We start from the raw sequence: 19,788 nt of genomic DNA on the forward strand, positions 1-19,788 counted from the left end.
GAACGGGCCATTGCTATTGCGAATTACATTATCGACCACAACGCTACCGTGCGCCAGACAGCCAGACGGTTTGGAATTTCCAAGTCTACGGTACATAAGGATGTCACCGATCGTTTGGAACACATCAACCCATCCCTCGCCGCCCAAGCCAGAGTAGTGCTGGACATCAACAAATCCGAACGGCATATCCGGGGCGGACTGGCTACAAGAGAAAAATACCAGCATCGGCTGGCAATCTGCAGTAAAGAGAACAGCTAAACAAATACTTATGTGTACTATATACATCACAAAAACCGGCAGACCCTCACAATCTGCCGGTTTTTATATCAATTATTCTAATTTCAAAGCTTAGTTGGTTCCAATCGACATTGTCTCAGGCAATGTGCTTCCGCCATCAATAACAATCTGAGAACCTGTCAGATAGCTGGATTCGTCGCTTCCCAGGAATGCAAAGAGCTCTCCTACCTCGATTGGTTTTGCGAGGCGCTTCATGGGAACGCCGACTGCGATATCTGCGATTGCTGCCTCCGGATTTTCAGGATTAGATTCCAGAGCCATCTTTTCAACCATAGGTGTACGCGCATAGCCCAACTGTGAGCAGTTTACACGGATGTTGCGGTTTGCATACTCAACAGCCAGACATTTTGTCAGGCCAACCAGAGCAGCCTTTGTCATAGCATACGCTGCCTCACCTGCGTCTGCTACAATATCTCCGGTTACAGAGGAAGCGATCACAATATTGCCTCCGCCCTGCTTTAACATATATGGGATTACTGCCTTACAGGTGTTCCATACACCTTTGATATTTACATCGATATGGAAATCTCTGGTAGCATCATCCATCTCCTCAAAAGGAGCCAGACGGCATACACCTGCGTTGCAGCAGGCTACATTGATCTCTCCAAAAGCCTCAATGCCCTTTGCCGCAGCTGCATCCATCTGTGCGCGGTCCGCTACATTGGCAACTACGGTGATAATCTCTGAATTGTATTCCTTGCGCAGTTTTTCAGCTGTTTCTTCTACAGCAGGAGAGAGATCTACCATGATCAGCTTTGCTCCGTATTTTGCATACGCAGTAGAAATTCCTTCTCCAAGTCCGGCAGCAGCTCCGGTAATCAGTGCAACTTTTCCATCCAGTTTAGCCATTTTATCTTCTCCTTTACTTCATTCATTTATTTTCAGACGTTTCGTTTCGTCCGGATTAACTGTTTTACAAACTTAAAATTGCTGTACTCCATCCGGTGTTTCAATCTCAACCGGATGTTTCTTCCAGTTTACCAGAAGCATCCACAGCCAGATCACTACACCGATGCCCAAATATACTCCAAAGCAGATCCAGGAATCAATTCCCTGGCCCAATGTACAGAAAAATGCAATCGCAACTGCAATGAGCATCGCAAACACACGAAATGCATCACCGCCCTTAACGGTATTCGCACTCTTCCACTCAGGATGCTTGTGATGAATGCACACAGCTGAAATCATTGTTAAAGCATACGCACAGGCGCAGCCAAAACTCATCAGATTGAAAAATGCACTCATAAAATCGGAAGAGTTCTGAAGTACAATAAAGATCAAAGATAATACCAGCAGAAAAATGTTAGGAAGCATCGGCTGCTGATTTTTATTTACCTTGGCAAATACTTTTGGAAGGAAATTCTTATTTGCCATGGAATACAGCATACGTACGGTAGACATCCAGAATCCCAGCAAAGATGCTCCCATACCCAGAAGGCAGGAAAGAATACCTACAATAATCGGCCAGAAGGTCCATCCCAATACATTCTGCATGGTCGCAATGGTCAGGAAACCGTCCTGTGCGAAATTGGCATGAATGTCCTTCAGACCATCCAGACCTGCTACACAGAAATAATAAAATACATAAATACAGCCGCAGGTGAGAATGGAACCGCAGATTGCTTTTTTAGAATTTTTAATAGGGAAATCTCCTTCTTCTACCATCTGAGGAACGGTTTCAAATCCAAAATACGGAGTGATCAAAAGAGCCATTCCAATGATCCAGCCCGGTATACCGTTCACAGACTCCAACGTTGTAGTGAAAATATTTCCAAAGTTTTCCAGATGCCAATGACCGGAAAACAGAAGAATAAATCCAGTCAGAATGGTTACTGTGATATTACAAAACAGCATACCTGCCTGAGCCTTTACCAGAAACTGCACATTCTGGATACTCATTAAAAAATACAGAACCAAGAGTACAGCTGCACATCCCACCATGGGCCAAGTACCAAGGTTTAAACCCAGCGTTTTGTTTACCCAGGTCATAATTGCCATAACCACTGCCGGAGGAACGGAAATCCACGCTGCCATAATAAGCCAGGAAGCCAGGAAACCAACGTGCTTATTGATCCCTACGGTATTGTAGATCAGCTCGCCTCCTGAGGTATGGAACAAGGATGCCAGCTCACTGTATACCAGAGCTACCGGAAGGATCGCCACTGTCATCAGGGCGAATGCCAGAAACGTACCGCTGCCGCAATAACCATAAAATACAGAATCCCAATAGTTTACAAATGTGAAAATAGATCCTGTCGCAACCGTATAAACAAAAATCAATTTCAGACTCTTATTCAAACCATTGCTTTTATTTTGTTTGTCCTCCATGTAAAACACAACCCCTTTACTTTTACTTTGCAATTTTTCAGCATACAAAAAAGCCCAAAATCCCCCCTATACTTAAAAGAGAAAATCTGGACTTCGATGTCGCTGTTCGCTGATATGCGCCGTTGTATATCAGTTATGTTTTTTAAAGAGATATCGCTTTAATTGTTTTCAATCATACCACTTTGCTCAAAGTTTGTCAAGTAATTAACAATTTTTATCCTACATGTTATACGCCATTAACAAAATCCGGGCAATTTCTGCCATGGTCTGCTCCTTATCCATAGCCTGACGGCGAATATAGGAATATGCCTCATTTTCAGAAAGCTTCCTGTGCTCCATTAAAAGCCCCTTCGCCTTTTCAATGTATTTTCTGTCCTCCAGCGCTTTTTTTGTTTTCTCACATTCCCTTTCTGCCTTCATAATATGATCTTCCTGACAAAGAGCTACCTCCACCGCTCCCAAAAGCGCTGATTCCTCTACCGGCTTCACAAGATATCCCATAATATCCTCCTGGGCTGCCTGATGCAGCAGCGCTTTATTGCGGCAGGAAGTAAGCACAATGATAAAACCTGCCAGCTTCTCCCTGTGGATCACCCGAATTGCCTCAAGCCCGGTCATAACAGGCATACTCAAATCCATAATCACAAAATCCGGACGTTCCCTTCGGCATACCATAACTGCTTCCAGCCCGTCTGCTGCTTCTCCCACAACCTGATACCCATTATTCTGAAGAAATTCCACTGCCTTTTTACAGGCTTTACCATCATCATCTGCAACCACAACCCGATACATAATTCCCCCTTCATCCAATACTCCAAACTTAAAACTGGAAATTTTTGTCTATTTATTAACAATTTTCACTATGTGAAATCATTGTATCATGGGGGGAATAAAATTGCAACTTAAGGCAGCCGGTATCACTGCATAAAGCCTGCAACAGCCTGGTTCAGATGAATCAAACGCCTCTGGATCCGTTCATCTTTAATAGTTAATCCCCAACACCGCCAGTTTCCCGTCTCTCATCCCAAATACAATATTGGGCCCGCCGTTTTCTCCAGTAAGGACAAAACCAGCCATACTTGGGGAGCGTGCCGTCTCATCTGCCGCGTGAGAAGCCTGTACTTCAGATTCCTTTTTCTCAGCTTCAGGAGCTTTTTCCGTTTCTTCTGTATGTGCTGTCGTTCCTTCCGTCCTGGCTGTTTCTGATACAGCGCTTGTCTCCTGTACGCTTTTTGTTTCTTCCTTTGCTCCGCATCCAACAGCCAGTGCCATTACAGCTCCTGCGATCAATAATACATTCCATCTCTTCCTCATATTTCAATTCTCCTTCCCAGTTTATTTTACAATTTTCTTTTGTTTTGCAAATTTCAGATTAGTTTCAGGGTTTTAAAAATTTTTCTTGATTTTTCTCAAAAGTGCCCGTATACTGTATCACGAAGCGGACGCCGCAGGAGCGCCCCATACGTTTCAGACAGCAAACTGCTGTGCATAAGATCAAAAATTATCTGCCACCGGGTAGGAATGTTGAAAGCATTCACATACGCATCGATAGGTCTTTGAAGATGTGTATATGAATGCTTTTTATATATCACCGGCAGATAAGGAGGACATCATGAAATCATTTACCACACTCAAAAACTACTTTTCAAAAACAGAGCTGATTCTCTGGAGTACCTCAGTCGTTTTGATTCTGATTGCTTTCTGTCTCTTTGACCGGACCAGTTATATGACCCTTTGGACCTCATTGATCGGAGTGACTTCTCTCATCTTCTGTGCCAAGGGAAATCCCATGGGACAGCTTTTGATGGTGCTGTTCAGCCTGCTTTACGGAATGATTTCCCTGAACGTTTCTTATTATGGAGAAATGATCACATATCTGGGAATGACCATGCCTATGGCTGTGTTCTCTCTGATCACATGGCTGAAAAATCCATTTAATGGAAATCGTTCGGAAGTCGAAATCTACCATATCAAACGGCATGATATTGTGCTTATGTCCGTTTTGACTGCAGTCGTGACCATCCTGTTTTACTTTATTTTAAAGGCCTTTAACACTGCCAATTTAATCCCCAGCACGATTTCTGTAACTACCAGCTTCCTGGCTGTATATCTAACCTTTAAGCGCAGTCCCTACTATGCGGCAGGATACGCCGCCAATGACCTGATCCTGATCATACTGTGGACTATGGCCTCAATGGAAGATATCAGCTGCCTGTCTGTAACCGTATGCTTTGCCGCCTTTTTTGTAAATGATATTTACGGCTTTTTAAACTGGCGCAGGATGGGACAGCGACAGGCTGCGGTGGCTGCAGGCAGCTAAAAAGCTGTCCCCCTAAAGGAACAGCTTCCAGACTGCAATCAATATAGAAAATACTGCGATCCCCCGTTTTAAAACGCCCTGATTTATGCGCACTGCGTTTTTGCTCCCCAGATACACGCCAACGCCATGGCTTGCCAGAGCGGCAGCCAACACAGGCAGGAGCGCCGGGACATCGCACTGGCTCATGTAGCCGATACAGGCCGGAATCCCGATAAAAATGGAGTTAAACAGGGCAATTCCTACTGCCACACGAACGCCGGTGCCGAATACTACTAAAAGCGGCATCACCAATATTGGGCCGCCTGCTCCGGACAAAGCACAGATCAAACCCGTAACAAACCCCAGAAGCAGGGTGGGGACAAGATGCTTCTCCAGTCGAAAGCCCTTCTCCTTTGCCCCGGCGGCCCCGGCAGCCGCCTTTTTCTCCGTCTCAGCAGCTTTTCCGTCCTTTCTCAGCAGAATGGAAATACCGGACAACAGCACCACCACATACAGAAGTATCTTGACCTGCTCTTCCGGGATAATCAAATTCAGCTTTACGCCCAGAACCGCACCTGCCATACTTCCTGCACTTAAGCGCAGACCAAAGGACACGTCCAGATTTCCAGCTTTTTTATAATTGAAAGATCCCAGCGCGCCCGACAGGATAAAGGCCGCAAAGCTCAGTGCAAGTCCCTGGGTGACGCTCATCTGCAGAAGGCCTGTATACACGATCGGAAGGAGAAATCCCGCCACTCCGGTAAGCCCTACCAGACCGCCGACTCCGAAATTGGATAATATAACTGTCAACCAGAAACAGAAAACCTTAGAGGATTAAATTTTTCGTTAAAAGCCATATCAAACCTGCCTGAGCGCAGCGAGTTTTTAATATGGCTTTTGCTTTTAGAAAAATTTCAGCCCCTTAGGTTTTCTTATGGCCGGAAACCGGAGTCCTGAACACCAGACGCCAGAGTGCGGTGTAAAGTGCGGAAACTCAAAGTCAATTTTCCTCTTGTTTCCCTTCCCGAAAACAGTTATAATTCTCTTTACTGCCCATTTTCAGGCTAAAAAGAGGAAATATCAAGTAATCAAAATCATTGATATTAGTGCTTAAAAGTGTTTGAATATACTCGAGGAGGATTATTTATGAACACTTCTAATATCACTAATTACAAACCAAAAGATTTTGCTGGATTATTAGGTGTCTCTGTTAAAACGCTGCAGCGTTGGGATAGAGAGGGGATTCTGAAAGCAAACCGTACTCCAACTGATAGACGTTATTACACTTATGACCAATATCTTCAATTTAAAGGCATTCATACCGAAAATGATGATCGTCAGACTGTTATTTATGCCAGAGTATCTACAAGAAACCAAACGGATAATCTACAAAACCAGGCAGCGTTTTTACGTCAGTTTTGTAACGCCAGGGGAATGATCGTAGACCAATGCATTGAAGAGTATGGAAGTGGTCTTAATTACAACCGTAAAAAGTGGAATCAATTATTGGATGAAGTGATGGAACAAAAAATCAGGACGATTATAGTCACGCATAAAGATAGATTTGTCAGATTTGGCTATGATTGGTTCGAAAAATTCTGTATGAAGTTCAACACGACCATAGTAGTAGTAAACAATGAAGAGCTATCACCACGGGAAGAACTTGTACAGGATATTGTTTCCATCCTTCATGTATTCTCCTGCAGGTTGTACGGACTTCGTAAGTATAAAAAACAAATAGAAGGAGATGAGGAGATTGCTAAAGAACTTCAAGACGGAAATAAATCCAACAGAGGAACAGAAGGTTAAGATCCGTAAGAAGATAGGAACGTGTAGATTTATCTATAATTTCTATCTTGCTCACAATAAAGAACTTCATGAAAATGGTAAAAAGTTTATGAGCAGTCATCAATTTAGAGTCTGGCTTAATAATGAATATCTGCCGGATCACCCGGAATATGCATGGATCAAGGAGGCATATTCAAAAGCAGTAACCCAGTCTGTAAATCATGGACAGACCGCATTTACAAGATTTTTCAAACATCAAAGCGGCTTTCCTAAATTCAAAAAAGGGTAAGTCGGATGTAAAAATGTACTTCGTGAAGAATAATCCAAAGGATTGCCGCTGCGAAAGACATCGGATCAATATCCCATCCCTTGGGTGGGTCAGAATCAAAGAAAAGGGATATATCCCTGCTACAAAAGATGGATATGTCATAAAAAGCGGTTCGGTCTCCATGAAAGCGGACAGGTTTTATGTTTCAGTTCTGATAGAAATACCGGATAACAAAACAACCGATATCTACAGCGAAGGGATTGGCATAGACCTTGGATTAAAAGATTTTGCCATTCTCTCAAATGGTAAGAAATATAAGAACATTAATAAATGAGCAAGACTGAAAAAACTTGAAAAACAACTGATCCGGGAGCAGAGATGTCTCTCCCGTAAGTATGAAAATTTAAAGAAAGGAGAGTCCACTCAAAAAGCAAATATACAAAAGCAAAAGCTTAAGGTACAGAAACTTCATCATCGGATAGACAATATCCGAACTGATCATATCAATAAGGCCATCGCTGAGATAGTGAAAACCAAGCCGTCTTATATAACGATTGAGGATCTGAATGTATCAGGAATGATGAAGAACCGGCATCTTTCAAAAGCAGTTGCATCACAGAAATTCTATGAGTTTAGGACAAAGTTGAAAGTGAAGTGTGATGATAATGGCATTGAATTAAGAATTGCAGACAGGTTTTATCCATCTTCTAAAATATGTCATTGTTGAGGTTCTATAAAAAAGGACTTAAAACTTTCAGACAGGATCTACAAATGCAGTTGTAGTTATGTAGAGGATAGAGATCTTAATGCGAGTCTTAATTTAAAAGATGCAGTAACTTACAAAATTGCATGATCAGGCAAGTGTAAGTATGTACCGAAGGCTATTTCGGGAATTGACGACTGTGGAGTGTACAAGAACCTGTTAGTAGCAAGTTGCCAGCAACTGCCAACGCATACACAATGAAGCAGTAAAAAGTATCCGTGAGGACTTTAATTTCTCGATGTGTTTGAGTATAGTTGAACACATTTTGAGTGGCAGGTTTTTACAAATGACATTTTATCAGGAACTGCAATTAAATTCCGCTGGTTCCAAAGCCCTGATCCGGATCACCCGGGACAAAAAGGAACGTATGCGCCACATTCTTATCTACAACTTCAAGGTCTATCTGGTTGTCGCCTTCTGCTTTGCCGCCGTCACGCTGTTCAGTATGATATTTGGAAATGAAAACAGTATCGCCGGAGTAGTTGTGCTGCTGGCTCTTTTAGTGCTGCGCCAGGCCGATTTTGGAATCCATACCTCTCACGGGCTTTTATGTATTGCCGGCATCTTCGGCATTCTCATGACCGGCCCCAGACTGTCCAATATGGTATCTCCCTTTGCCGCCTTTTTTATCAATCTGATCTGCATCCTGCTTTTGATGCTTTTAGGCTGCCACAATGTAATCATGTCCAACCATTCTACCTTTGTGCTGTCCTATCTGATTCTTCAGGGCTATGATGTAAGCGGCTATTCCTGGATGATGCGTACGGCCGGGCTTTTTGTAGGTATGCTTTTATGTATGGCAGTATTTTATAAAAATCAGAAACACCGGCTTCACAAAAGAGAATTTAAGGATCTGTTCCACGAATTTGATCCCCGCTCCCTGAGAAATCGGTGGTATATCAAACTGACCTTATGTGTATCTACGGTACTTTTAATTGCATCCCTTCTCGGTATCCCACGGGCCATGTGGGCCGGAATTGCCTGTATGTCCGTGTGCCTTCCCTTCCAGAAGGATCTTGTAAAACGGGCTCACATACGCTGGATCTACAACATCCTGGGATGCATGATCTTTCTTGTAATCTATGCCGTTCTGCCTAAAGAACTCCATCCCATGATCGGACTTTTAGGCGGCATCGGAGTGGGATACTCTGCCGGATACCCCTGGCAGACGGTATTTAATACCTTCGGCGCCCTCTCCATTGCCTCCGGACTTTTCGGTGCGGCCGGCGCTGTGATCCTGCGCATTGCAACCAATGCAGGCGCTGCCTTCTATACAGCTCTGATGGGCAGTCTCATTGACAGGGCTTCCGACCGGCTTTTCTGCAGGGAATAGAATATGGAAAATCAAAAAACAGCCCAAGGGCCGCCGCCATTTTCAGGCAGCACACCCTGAGCTGTTTTTCATTTTAAAATATTACTTAAGCTCCGGCCAATACTCCTTATTTGCCACAATAAGCTCATCCAGGATCTGCTTTGCCACACCGGCGCTTGGCACGGTCTTGGACAGAGTAAGAGCCTGCCACAGCTTTAAGTAGCTCTTCTCTACATAAGCCTCTACCACAAGCTTCTCAACTGCCAGCTGCTCCTGCATCATCCCGCGCTCAAAGGTGGGGATCTCGCCCTGGCACATAGCCTCAGGACCGTTACTTCCTACTACACAGGGAACCTCTACCATGGCGTCGGAGTCAAAGTTGCTGATCGCGCCCTTGTTCTCCACGATGCACAGCATGATCTCATGGGTGTTGTAGGCGATAGCCTTTGCCAGAGACACGATAAAGGAAGCGTGATTGTCCACGGTAAACTCGCCGCCGGTGGCCGTACCCTTGCGGATGATCTCTCTGGCTGCGCCGAATACCTCTTTCTCACGGCCTTCGATCACCTCGTCGGCGCGAGTGTGGTTTGGGTCGGAATGTTCTACCACATAGTCGGGATAAAGATAATATTTCAGATAAGTATTTGGTAAAAACTGGGGATCCAGTGCCAGAAGGTCCTTTGCCTTTCTGTGGGTTGCCTGCCAGCTCTCATCCATGTGCTGAGTCTCAATGGCCTTCTGAGTAAGGTAACCGTTTTCAGACACATACTCTAAGAGCTTTGGCATATAATCCTCGCCTGTGGTCTTATCCTTTACGCTGGTCCACCAGCCGAAATGGTTCAGGCCGAAATAGCGCACATCCAGATCATCATACTCTTTTCCCACAATGTAGGCCATTCTTCTTCTGGTTCCTACGGGCATATCGCAGATATTGATGACTCTTGCATCGGGACGCAGTACCCGGCAGGCCTCTGCCACGATAGCAGCCGGATTGGAGTAGTTTAACATCCAGCACTCAGGAGAATATTTTACCATATAGTCAATGATCTCCAGCATACCGGTGATGCTTCTCATACCGTAGGCAATACCGCCCGGTCCGCAGGTTTCCTGACCAACCACACCATACTTTAAGGGGATTCTCTCATCTAACTGGCGCATGGCGTATTTTCCCACACGGATATGTGCCATACAGAAATCCTTTCCTGTAAATGCTTCCGCAGGATCTGTGGTGTAGGAGAAATGAATGTGGGGTGCTTCCTCCTTCATCAGTATCTCCAGCGCTTCCCCGATGACAGCCTGACGCTCCCCGTCATTGTCGTAAAGGGTAACGGAATTTAACGGAAAATCCTCCTGGTGCTCCAGCATCATTTTCACGATTCCCGGTGTATAGGTGCTTCCGCCGCCTGCGATTACTACATCAAATGCTTTCTTTGCCATATCTGCATACTCCCTTTCTAAACTTTACTGATCCAGGCCCAGTTCCCTATCCACTGCCTGTCTCACCTGGTTAATGTGGAGACCGTAAATTACCTGTACGTTTTCTCCCTTTTTCATCACTCCGGCAGCTCCTGTCTTCTGCTTTAAAACATCATCCTGTACCAGAGTATTATCCTTTACAATCAGACGCAGACGGGTAAAGCAGTTGTCTACCTTTACGATATTGCCTGCTCCGCCCAGGGCTTCCACGATCAGAGCTGCGTTGATTTCTTCGCCCTTTGCGTTCTTTTTGCCTTCCTGCTTCTCCTTGTACTCAGCCTTGGTATGAAGCTTCATTTCCATGCCCTCAGACTCACGTCCCAGAGTTTTTAAGTTGAACTTGGCGATCATAAAACGGAACAGCAGGTAGTAAACTACAAATTCGCCTACACCGATCAGCAGGTACGTCGGCCATGCTGTCTTTTCAATCCCCAACGGCAGGTTGTAAAGGATAAAGTCAATAAAACCATTCGGTCCGATGGCACGGCAGTTCAGCAGGTTAAATACAACCATACCCAAACCGCTTAATACAGCGTGCGCTACAAACAGGATAGGCGCTGTAAACAGGAAAGAGAACTCGATGGGCTCTGTTACGCCTGCGATAAAGGAGGTAAATGCCGCCGGGATCAGGATTGCCTTGATCTTTGTACGGTTCTCCGGTCTTGCAGTATGGTACATAGCCAGACATGCGCCCACCAGACCGAACATCTTGGAAAGTCCTCTTGCATCCCATACAACAGAAGCGGATAACATCGCTACGTTCGGATCTGCCATTTCTGCATAGTAAATGTTGCGGCAGCCCTCAAATACCTGTCCTGCCACCTCAACAGTACCGCCAAGATTGGTGTACAGGAACGGAGTGTATACCAGATGGTGAAGTCCTGTGGGGATCAGCAGACGCTCTAATGCTCCATAAAGGAAGATTCCGAAGTTTCCGGCCTGATTGATGAAATATCCCAGCTGGTCAATACCGGACTGAACCACCGGCCATACATAAGTCAGCACTACTGCCAACAGGATAACCACAGGAATCAGAACGATAAATACGAAACGTGTTCCGCCGTAAATCTGGAACGCATTGTTAAATTCTGTATCAATAAAACGGTTGTGTACATACGCGGTCACGCAGCCCAGGATCATTCCCAGGAATACGCCCATATCCAGAATCTGGATTCCCAGAACCATCGCCTGTCCGGTTCCTCTTAAGGCTGCCGGATCAGCTAAAATACCGCGAAGATCCATAAATTTGTTCATGGCATTGATAAATACCAGAAATGCCAGCATGGCAGTAAATCCGGCTTCCGCCTTTTTCTTCTTTGCCAGTCCAACTGCGATTCCTGCACAGAAGATCAGTCCCAGGTTATTTAAAATAGCCACCAGAGCGCCGGATAAGATGGTTCCGAAGCCCTTTGTTACCGGATTATCCAGGAATGGAAGGATCTCGATCAGTCTTGCGTTTGTAAATACATTTCCCACTGCAATGAGAAGACCGGCGATCGGAAGGATCAGCACCGGCATGAACATAGCTTTGGAAAATGCCTGCATTATGCTCATAACTTTTTCTTTCATTTCATACCTCTCCGTTTTTCTAACTTTAACCCCGCGTGGTCGATGATTGGATTATACGCAGACAACGGGCAAAAGTACATAGATTTCAGACAAAAGAAAACGTGTTACCCGGATGTGTAACACGTTTTCTTATCCCAGAGAAACCTGGTAATATTCATAAACCAAAAGCTCGATCATGGTCATTATCTTAGAAAAAAACAGGGTCGGCTTCATGTTTCTGTCATCTAAAGGATTGTCATCCGGCACCTCTATAATACAGCCGCAGTGCTCCTTTAAGGGGCTTGCCCCGTCATTGGTAAAGCCCACGGTAAACACTGTGTTCTCCTCTGCCATTTTCACACGGTTGAGCACATAGGGAGAACGGCCCGATCTGGAAAAAACGATAAAAACGCCGATATCCTCCAGATTATTCTCAAAGACTCCAATGGAATCAGCCCCATCAGAAAAAATGCACTTGATTCCCAATACCAGCAGCTTTTTTGCCAGATATTCTGCCATCATGGATGAAAATCCCATGCCATAGATAAAAACCACCTGATCTGTCTGGTAGATCTTTTCTGCAGCCAGACGGAGGCTGCGGTAATTTTCCATGGAAACAGCTCCCTCTCCTGCAAAATGGCTGATAAAGCCCTCGTTCAGCTCATAGCTCTGGCTTCCTTCTCCCACAGCCCCCAAAAGCTTATAATACATCTCAATAAAACCGTTATAGCCCAGCTTTCTGGAAAGACGCATCACCGTAGAAGTAGAAGTAAAATTAGCCTTTGCAACTCCCCGGACCCCCAGCTTCAAAGCCTCATCAAGATGAAGCAGCAGATATTCCAGCACCGCCTGCTCTGTATCCGTCAAAGACACACCGCAGGTCAGCTTATTCAGATCCAGATTCATAAATTTCTCCTCCCTGCTCGGGCAGCTTCTGCAGATATCCAACTGCCACGATCCGGTCGATCAGGTCAATATACCTGCCATCCCGGTAGCTGTACCAGATCTGCTCACAAACCTGACGGAATGCTTCATATTCACTGTCTGTCAGCTGAGTGATCACAGCATTTTTCTGTAAAAGCGCTTCTCTCACAGCCGCCTCTTCCTCAGCCCACAGCTTCCTCTGATATTCGCAGGATTCCTCCGCCGTCTTATCCAGAATCAGCAAATCTCCTTCGGACAGCTTTTTCCGGCTTTCCAGGCTCATCACAAGCACATCTGCAGACCGTGTGTGATTGTCCTCTGTAAAATAAGGCGCCACCTCATAAAATGCCTGAGCATAATAATTTACAATGGAATTTTCCGCCGCGTCTGCCTCCTTTGACTGCAGCGTACGGTACAGTTCGGAATAATCCGCAGTTACCGGCCTTGCCCCCAGTGCTCTTGCCATAGAAAGCGCTGTTTCCGACTGCTGAACCCGTACGTCAAGTCCCTCAAGATCTCCAGGACTGTGTATTTCCCCCCTGGAACTGTAAAAGCAGCGGCTTCCTCCGTCATAGTAGGTCAATCCGTACATCCCAAGCTCTGCCATCTGCGCTCCTTTAAGCAGTTCTTCACCGATCGGGCCATTATGAACCGCCCAGAAATGTTCCGGATCCTCATAAATATACGGCATTCCCAGTACATTAAATTCCTCAACAAAATTTCCCAGAGCCGAAACATCTGCCTTTACGATATCTGTTCCTCCGTACTGAAGCTGCTCTAAACAGGCGCGCCCGTCCCCCATATCCGCATTATTCAATACTTCTATTTTTACCCGTCCCTCCGTCCGCTCCTCTACCTGCTCCGAAAACCATTCCACCGCTTTTGTTGTAATGCTTTCATCTGGAAGATTATTCTTTAAAAGAAGCGTTATCGAAGGCTCTGCCATCCGACCGTCAAAGCCATCGGAAGCAGAACCGCAGGATGCCGCTATCAAACAAAGTACAGCGGCAGCAGTCAGAAAAAACAGCCGTTTTTTTCTATTCACCATGATTTTTTCCTTTTGTTTATCTTATCGCAGCAGCCATCATTTATTCATCAAAGCAGCCAAGAACCGTCTCTAAAAGCAGCCCATTGGCAGTATCATTGATCCGCCGCTCCTCCTCTGCCTCCGGCCCCTCTGCGCCTTCCGGGTTTTCACCGCATATATCTGCTCCGATCAGTGTACGTCCTTTAAGAAAAGTCCTGATAAAATCCGCCGTTTCCGCTATGCCTGCCTGTCCCTGATCCCAGTTGGTGCGGGCAAAATCGGGCGAAAGGACATCCTTATCAATGGAGAGATACACAGAATCCTCAGAATCCTCCAATCGCCGGATATCTCCGGCGCATCCAGAATCCCCAAAGCATCTGGCATATTTTAAAGCTCCGGCTCCCCACTTCTCCTTAAGTGCCTCCTCCGGAATCCATACCACCTTTTTCCACAGTTCTTCCGGAAGCTCATTTTCCGCTTCTTTCACTGCCTCACAGGGTGGGCCTGCCAGAAAAACCCGGTTCAGATAAGGATTCTCCTCCAAAGAGGCCCGAATCCATCCCCCGCAGGAGAGAATATCTCCAAACATGGGCTGCTGCAGATCTGTGTGATGATCCAGTACCAGAAGATCGAAGGGTTCCTTCACCTGATCCAGCCACAGCTTTGTGACATAATGATAATTGCCGGAATCCAGAAAATGGATCCCATCCGCTCCAAGAGGCTCCATCCTTTCCTTCAGCTCCCTTTCCCCCTCTTCGTCACAGTAGCAGTTGGTGCCGGGAATTGTTCTGCAGTCCAGCCATATTCTGTTTTCCTGCGGAACCGTTTCATAAAAGCTCTCTGTTTCGTAGATCCCGCTGAAATTCATCAGAACCACCTGTTTTTTTCTCATTTGTTTCTGGCTCCTTTTTACAGTGCTGTTCCCTTCTTCGGAATATAAAACCGGCCCATATCCATGCCCTCCAGTTTAAGCAGTGCTTCCTTTGTCCGAATCCCGCCTCCAAATCCGGTTAGATTTCCTCCCGTTCCTACAACCCGGTGACAGGGAATGATGATGCCTATGGGATTATGTCCTACCGCTCCTCCCACTGCCTGGGCAGACATCCGCAAAATGCCTTTTCGGTCTGCCACCTGCTTTGCAATCTGGCCATAAGTTATTGTACAGCCATAGGGGATTTTTAACAGTTCCTCCCAGACCACCTTTCTGAAATCACTTCCCTGCGGCGCCAGAGCCGGGGTAAAGTCCGGCCTTTTTCCTGAAAAGTAAATATCCAGCCATTCCCTTGTTTCTCTCAGAATCCGGGGGATTTTGTCCGCAGCAGGAATACATACCTCACGCTCTTTCGTCAGCCGCTCTACATCTTCGGGATACCGCTCTTGTGGAAAGGAAAGCGCCGTCAAAGCATCCTCTGAAGCTGTAAGAGTCAAAGCACCTACAGGGGACTCATACACTGTCTGATAAATGATTCTTCCTTTGTCATCCATCCGCTCAAATTCTCCTGCTCTCCCAGATCATACCGTTTTTCGTGCCGCTCCCGCCATCTGTCCGATCAATCCCGGCCCAGAGTCCGGTTCGCCTTCAGGCAAAGAAAAAGGAGCCCTGCGGCTCCCTTCCCTTCTTATCACCTGCAGGCAGATTACTTTACTGCGATTGCCTCGATCTCACATAAAACTCCCTTTGGAAGAGTCTTTACTGCTACGCAGCTTCTTGCCGGCTTGGAGGTAAAATACTTTGCATATACTTCATTAAATGCTGCAAAGTCGCCCATATCTGCTAAAAAGCAGGTGGTCTTGAATACCTTATCGAAGCCGCTGCCTGCTGCCTCCAGGATAGCGCCTACGTTCTTACAGCTCTGCTCTGCCTGAGCGGCAATGCCGTCTGCTACTGTACCGTCTGCCGGATTTACAGGAATCTGTCCGGAAGTATAGATTACCCCATTTACCTCAAATGCCTGAGAATAAGGTCCGATTGCACCTGGTGCGTTCTTTGTGTCAATTACGTTCATTCCGAAAACCTCCTAATACCTTAATAAGGCCTATTATAGCCGACTTTTATACATTATGCAATGTTTTATTCTTAATGCAGATCCTATGTTTATGCATCACTTACAGAGGACAACAGAGACAGCAGATATTCCTTCGTATTCCTCACCGGATCCTCCAGCACCAGTTCCAGAAACTGCTGCAGCCGGGTTCCAACCTCTTTTCCGGGCTTCATCCCCGCCTTTATAAGATCATTCCCCGTAACTGCCAGCATTTTAAGGCTTATGCAGTCGCCATCCCGGCGGATCTCATCTCTGAGACTGCAAAGTACTCTCAGGCACTCCGCCGCAGGCGGACACTCCTCAGCCAGACACAGCTTTACCCTAAGGAGATCGTCAAACAGCTCCGGCTCCATCCGACTCATAGCCCGGCGCAGTCCGGTTTTTATCCTGTCATTATGCTTGGAAAGCTCTTTTTTTAAATATCCAGCCTGTATAGCTGCACCGTCTTTATCGGACTGTATACTGTCCTCTGTCGGCTCCCCACACAGGGAAATTTTAATCCACTGAACCAGAGTCTTTACCCTGTAAATAGTATCATTATCCAGCTTCAGCGCCTTAAGCACCAAAACAGCCTCTTTAGGCTCGCATTTCCGCATAAAAACCGCCCAGCGCAGTGATTTTTCCGCCGGAACAGAGGACGGTATGTGAAAGCAGGAGCCGCCGGAAATCTCCGGGATCCGGTGAAAGGTCTCTGATACCCAGGGGCTGATCCCTGTCTCGTAAACCTGCCGGATGCGTCCGGGAAGGGGGCTTATAAGAAGCTTTGTAAGCTCCACCTGAACCCGCTCCCGGCTTACATGGACCAGATTGGGAGCAATTTTTTTTATGGCATTTTCCGTATGCTCCTCAATTTCAAACCCAAGCTGGGCGGAAAAACGGATGGCTCTTAAAATGCGCAGAGCGTCCTCTGTAAAGCGCTCCTCTGCCGCTCCCACACAGCGGATCACACCATCCTCCAGATCCTTCCGGCCTCCAAAGGCATCCACAAGACCGCGATCCCGGTTATAAGCCATAGCATTGATGGTAAAATCCCGGCGCTTTAAGTCCTCAATGAGATCCGGCGTAAAGGTCACGCTGTCCGGATGACGGCCATCAGTATAATCGCCGTCAATCCGGAAGGTAGTAACCTCGTAGCCTTCCTTTCCCATCATTACAGTCACCGTGCCGTGCTGGATTCCTGTATCCACGGTTCTGCGGAATACAGCCTTGACCTCCTCCGGTTTTGCACTGGTGGTAATATCCCAGTCTCCCGGCTCCCGTCCCAGAAGCATATCCCGTACGCAGCCGCCTACCAGATACGCCTCATATCCATGCTCACAAAGCTTTTCTACAATCTCCTGTGCAGCAGCGGGAATCTGTATTTTCATCAATATGCCCGTCCCCAGTAAACCATCTTTTTCGCCGGCTTGCCGCAGCATACGCAGTGGTCGGAGAGATTCTCCTGCTCAAAGGGCATACATCTGGAGGTAGCGCCTGTCTCTTCCTTAATCTTATCCTCACACTCACGGCAGCCGCACCACATAGCCTTTACAAAACCTGGCTTATTGTTAATGGTATCCACAAACTCATCCCATTCTGTAGCAGTATAGGTATGAGCCTCTCTGTGAGCTCTGGCCTTTTCCAGCATATCCTTCTGAATGGTTTCAAGCAGTTCACCGGCCTTTGCCTCCAGCTCGTCCAGGCAAACAACTGTCTTTTCGTGGGTATCTCTGCGCACCAGAACGGCCTGATTCTGCTCCATATCCTTAGGACCGATCTCCACACGCAGAGGAATACCTCGCATCTCGCAGTCTGCAAACTTCCAGCCGGGGCTCTTGTCTGTATCATCTACCTTTACAGCATAGCCGGACTTCACCAGCCGGTCTCTCAGCTCAAACGCCTTGTCTAAAACGCCTTCCTTCTTCTGCTGGATCGGTACAACCATGATCTGTACTGGAGCAATTCTCGGAGGCAGAACCAGGCCGTTGTCATCGCCATGTACCATGATAATAGCGCCGATCATACGGGTTGTCATACCCCAGGAAGTCTGGTAAACGTGCTTTAAGGTATTGTCCTTATCTGCAAACTGGATGCCGAAGGCCTTTGCAAAACCGTCGCCAAAGTTATGGCTGGTACCGGACTGCAGTGCCTTTCCGTCATGCATCAGAGACTCGATGGTATAGGTAGCCTCTGCGCCTGCAAACTTCTCCTTGTCTGTTTTCTGTCCCTTTACAACAGGGATCGCCAGAACCTGCTCGCAGAAGTCAGCGTACACATTTAACATCTGTACGGTTCTCTCCTCTGCCTCTTCCGCTGTGGCATGAGCCGTATGGCCCTCCTGCCATAAGAACTCTCTGGAGCGCAGGAACGGACGGGTTGTCTTCTCCCAACGGACAACAGAGCACCACTGGTTGTAAACTCTCGGAAGATCTCTGTAGGAGTGAATGTCCTTTGCGTAAAAATCACAGAATAACGTCTCAGAGGTAGGTCTTACACACATACGCTCCTGAAGAGGCTCCAATCCACCGTGTGTCACCCATGCAACCTCAGGCGCAAAGCCTTCTACATGATCCTTCTCCTTCTGAAGAAGGCTTTCCGGAATAAATACAGGCATATATACGTTCTGCACGCCTGTTTCCTTAAATCTGCGGTCCAGCTCCTTCTGGATATTCTCCCAGATTGCATAGCCCGCAGGCTTGATTACCATACAGCCCTTTACGCTTGCATAATCGCAGAGTTCTGCTTTCTTTACCACATCCGTATACCACTGGGCGAAATCCACGTCCATGGATGTGATGGCTTCTACCATTTTTTTGTTGTCTGCCATGATGATTCTCCTTTTCTTTTCTATATAACAAAAAAGCCATCCAATCCCATGCATCTATGCGCTCTGCAAGGGACCGAACAGCTCGGCGGTACCACCCTGATTAGTCTTTATGACTCTCTCTTTTATCCATTAACGCCGGATCTGCGCTGTATTCATCATACAGGGCTCCAGGGCCGGTTGGGTCCGGGCTTTCGTAAGGAACTTCCACCTTTTGTTCCTCTCTCTGCAACGTGCTCCGGGCTTACTATTCCCCTTCTTAGCCTTTCTCATGTATCTATGTCGCATCATGGAAAGTATGTCTTTCGTTATTGTAAATTCTACGACGGATTGTGTGGTTTGTCAACATGGATATTTTCCCGACGCTTGAAAAAATATGCCGCAGATACCAGATGAATCCGGCTCCTGCGGCATATCGCTGTTCATTTATGTTACAACACATTTCTTAAAGCAGATTATTAACGATACCATGGTACAATCTGAATACGAAGCTCAGAACCACCATCATAGTAGAAATCTCCTACTTCCTTTAACTTATAGCCTTCCGGTACATTGGTCAGCTCGCTGGAGTTTACATTTCCCTTTCCGTCTACAAGGCCCGCTGCCCAGATCTCTCCGTTCGCCCATACATGGTTTTCTTCCTCGCATACATACACTACATTTACCATTCCACCAAGTTTCTGCTCCGGTACAATCTGAACCCGAAGCTCTGCGCCGCCGTCATAGTAGAAATCTCCTACTTCCTTTAACTTATAGCCTTCCGGTACATTCGTCAGCTCGCTGGAATTTACATTTCCCTTTCCATCTACAAGGCCCGCTGCCCAGATCTCTCCGTTCGCCCATACATGGTTCTCTTCCTCGCATACATACACTACGTTTACCATTCCGCCATACTTATGCTCTGGCACAA

General features: G+C 46.5%; 19 protein-coding genes and 1 pseudogene. 5 read left to right on the forward strand and 15 right to left on the reverse strand.

Translation table 11 applies throughout. From position 1 onward, the window contains the following. The coding region (spoIIID, locus tag ACZM6M_RS17145) for a sporulation transcriptional regulator SpoIIID (RefSeq protein WP_489490619.1) at positions 1 to 258 on the forward strand (258 nt) is incomplete at its 5' end. Between the two features lie 90 nt (positions 259 to 348). Here spoIIID and ucpA read toward each other — a convergent pair. The 4 genes from ucpA to ACZM6M_RS17165 all read right to left on the reverse strand — a co-directional run bounded on the left by ucpA (position 349) and on the right by ACZM6M_RS17165 (position 3,939). Further along, the gene (gene ucpA, locus ACZM6M_RS17150; protein WP_296036387.1) at positions 349 to 1,146 is read right to left on the reverse strand and encodes an SDR family oxidoreductase UcpA; all 798 of its coding nucleotides are present in this window, start codon (positions 1,144 to 1,146) and stop codon (positions 349 to 351) included. A gap of 72 nt (positions 1,147 to 1,218) precedes the next feature. Further along, positions 1,219 to 2,625 carry an APC family permease gene (locus ACZM6M_RS17155; RefSeq protein WP_337434564.1) on the reverse strand — a complete coding sequence of 469 codons (1,407 nt, stop codon included), beginning with the start codon at positions 2,623 to 2,625 and terminating at the stop codon, positions 1,219 to 1,221. Positions 2,626 to 2,844: 219 nt separating this feature from the next. Further along, positions 2,845 to 3,417 carry an ANTAR domain-containing response regulator gene (locus ACZM6M_RS17160; RefSeq protein ID WP_337434565.1) on the reverse strand — a complete coding sequence of 191 codons (573 nt, stop codon included), beginning with the start codon at positions 3,415 to 3,417 and terminating at the stop codon, positions 2,845 to 2,847. A 189-nt stretch (positions 3,418 to 3,606) separates the two neighbouring features. After that, the gene (locus tag ACZM6M_RS17165; protein ID WP_337434566.1) at positions 3,607 to 3,939 is read right to left on the reverse strand and encodes a hypothetical protein; all 333 of its coding nucleotides are present in this window, start codon (positions 3,937 to 3,939) and stop codon (positions 3,607 to 3,609) included. A gap of 298 nt (positions 3,940 to 4,237) precedes the next feature. Here ACZM6M_RS17165 and pnuC point away from each other — a divergent pair, with 298 nt between their 5' ends. Then, the gene (gene pnuC, locus ACZM6M_RS17170) at positions 4,238 to 4,945 is read left to right on the forward strand and encodes a nicotinamide riboside transporter PnuC (RefSeq protein ID WP_337434567.1); all 708 of its coding nucleotides are present in this window, start codon (positions 4,238 to 4,240) and stop codon (positions 4,943 to 4,945) included. A gap of 12 nt (positions 4,946 to 4,957) precedes the next feature. Here the strand turns inward: pnuC and ACZM6M_RS17175 are convergent, their stop codons facing one another. Next, positions 4,958 to 5,734, reverse strand: coding sequence for a sulfite exporter TauE/SafE family protein (locus ACZM6M_RS17175; RefSeq protein WP_337434568.1), 777 nt, complete (start codon positions 5,732 to 5,734; stop codon positions 4,958 to 4,960). Between the two features lie 351 nt (positions 5,735 to 6,085). Here ACZM6M_RS17175 and ACZM6M_RS17180 point away from each other — a divergent pair, with 351 nt between their 5' ends. From ACZM6M_RS17180 to ACZM6M_RS17190, 3 genes and pseudogenes are all read left to right on the forward strand, one after another. Next, on the forward strand, positions 6,086 to 6,733 hold the full coding sequence (locus tag ACZM6M_RS17180) for an IS607 family transposase (RefSeq protein WP_418926759.1): 648 nt from the start codon (positions 6,086 to 6,088) through the stop codon (positions 6,731 to 6,733). After that, positions 6,672 to 7,833, forward strand: a pseudogene (locus tag ACZM6M_RS17185) (RNA-guided endonuclease InsQ/TnpB family protein). The gene ACZM6M_RS17180 and the pseudogene ACZM6M_RS17185 overlap by 62 nt, the downstream one beginning before the upstream one ends. A 196-nt stretch (positions 7,834 to 8,029) precedes the next feature. Beyond that, positions 8,030 to 9,076 carry an FUSC family protein gene (locus ACZM6M_RS17190; protein ID WP_337433351.1) on the forward strand — a complete coding sequence of 349 codons (1,047 nt, stop codon included), beginning with the start codon at positions 8,030 to 8,032 and terminating at the stop codon, positions 9,074 to 9,076. Positions 9,077 to 9,157: 81 nt separating this feature from the next. Here ACZM6M_RS17190 and ACZM6M_RS17195 read toward each other — a convergent pair whose 3' ends face one another. The 10 genes from ACZM6M_RS17195 to ACZM6M_RS17240 form a co-directional block, all read right to left on the reverse strand. Further along, positions 9,158 to 10,492 (reverse strand): 6-phospho-alpha-glucosidase, encoded by a 1,335-nt coding sequence (locus tag ACZM6M_RS17195; RefSeq protein WP_066544783.1) that lies wholly within the window; start codon positions 10,490 to 10,492, stop codon positions 9,158 to 9,160. A 24-nt stretch (positions 10,493 to 10,516) separates the two neighbouring features. Then, the gene (locus tag ACZM6M_RS17200; RefSeq protein ID WP_418763593.1) at positions 10,517 to 12,100 is read right to left on the reverse strand and encodes a PTS transporter subunit EIIC; all 1,584 of its coding nucleotides are present in this window, start codon (positions 12,098 to 12,100) and stop codon (positions 10,517 to 10,519) included. Between the two features lie 129 nt (positions 12,101 to 12,229). After that, positions 12,230 to 12,985 (reverse strand): MurR/RpiR family transcriptional regulator, encoded by a 756-nt coding sequence (locus ACZM6M_RS17205; RefSeq protein WP_066544789.1) that lies wholly within the window; start codon positions 12,983 to 12,985, stop codon positions 12,230 to 12,232. Then, a complete protein-coding gene (locus tag ACZM6M_RS17210) occupies positions 12,966 to 14,051 on the reverse strand; it encodes a DctP family TRAP transporter solute-binding subunit (protein ID WP_489490369.1) in 1,086 nt (361 codons plus the stop codon). The genes ACZM6M_RS17205 and ACZM6M_RS17210 overlap by 20 nt, the downstream gene beginning before the upstream one ends. A gap of 40 nt (positions 14,052 to 14,091) precedes the next feature. Beyond that, complete coding sequence (locus ACZM6M_RS17215; RefSeq protein ID WP_489490367.1) at positions 14,092 to 14,922, reverse strand: hypothetical protein; 831 nt, start codon at positions 14,920 to 14,922, stop codon at positions 14,092 to 14,094. Positions 14,923 to 14,939: 17 nt separating this feature from the next. Continuing rightward, entirely contained in the window at positions 14,940 to 15,497 is a 558-nt protein-coding gene (locus ACZM6M_RS17220; protein WP_066545291.1) for a methylated-DNA--[protein]-cysteine S-methyltransferase, read from the reverse strand. 170 nt (positions 15,498 to 15,667) lie between these two features. Further along, positions 15,668 to 16,036 (reverse strand): RidA family protein, encoded by a 369-nt coding sequence (locus tag ACZM6M_RS17225; protein ID WP_066544793.1) that lies wholly within the window; start codon positions 16,034 to 16,036, stop codon positions 15,668 to 15,670. Between the two features lie 89 nt (positions 16,037 to 16,125). Further along, entirely contained in the window at positions 16,126 to 17,442 is a 1,317-nt protein-coding gene (locus ACZM6M_RS17230) for a CCA tRNA nucleotidyltransferase (RefSeq protein WP_489490364.1), read from the reverse strand. Beyond that, positions 17,442 to 18,881 carry a proline--tRNA ligase gene (gene proS / locus ACZM6M_RS17235; protein WP_066544797.1) on the reverse strand — a complete coding sequence of 480 codons (1,440 nt, stop codon included), beginning with the start codon at positions 18,879 to 18,881 and terminating at the stop codon, positions 17,442 to 17,444. The genes ACZM6M_RS17230 and proS overlap by 1 nt, the downstream gene beginning before the upstream one ends. 455 nt (positions 18,882 to 19,336) lie before the next feature. Beyond that, a partial coding sequence (locus ACZM6M_RS17240; protein ID WP_489490620.1) for a hypothetical protein occupies positions 19,337 to 19,788 on the reverse strand: 452 nt, incomplete at its 5' end.

The organism is Enterocloster sp., assembly GCF_057861365.1.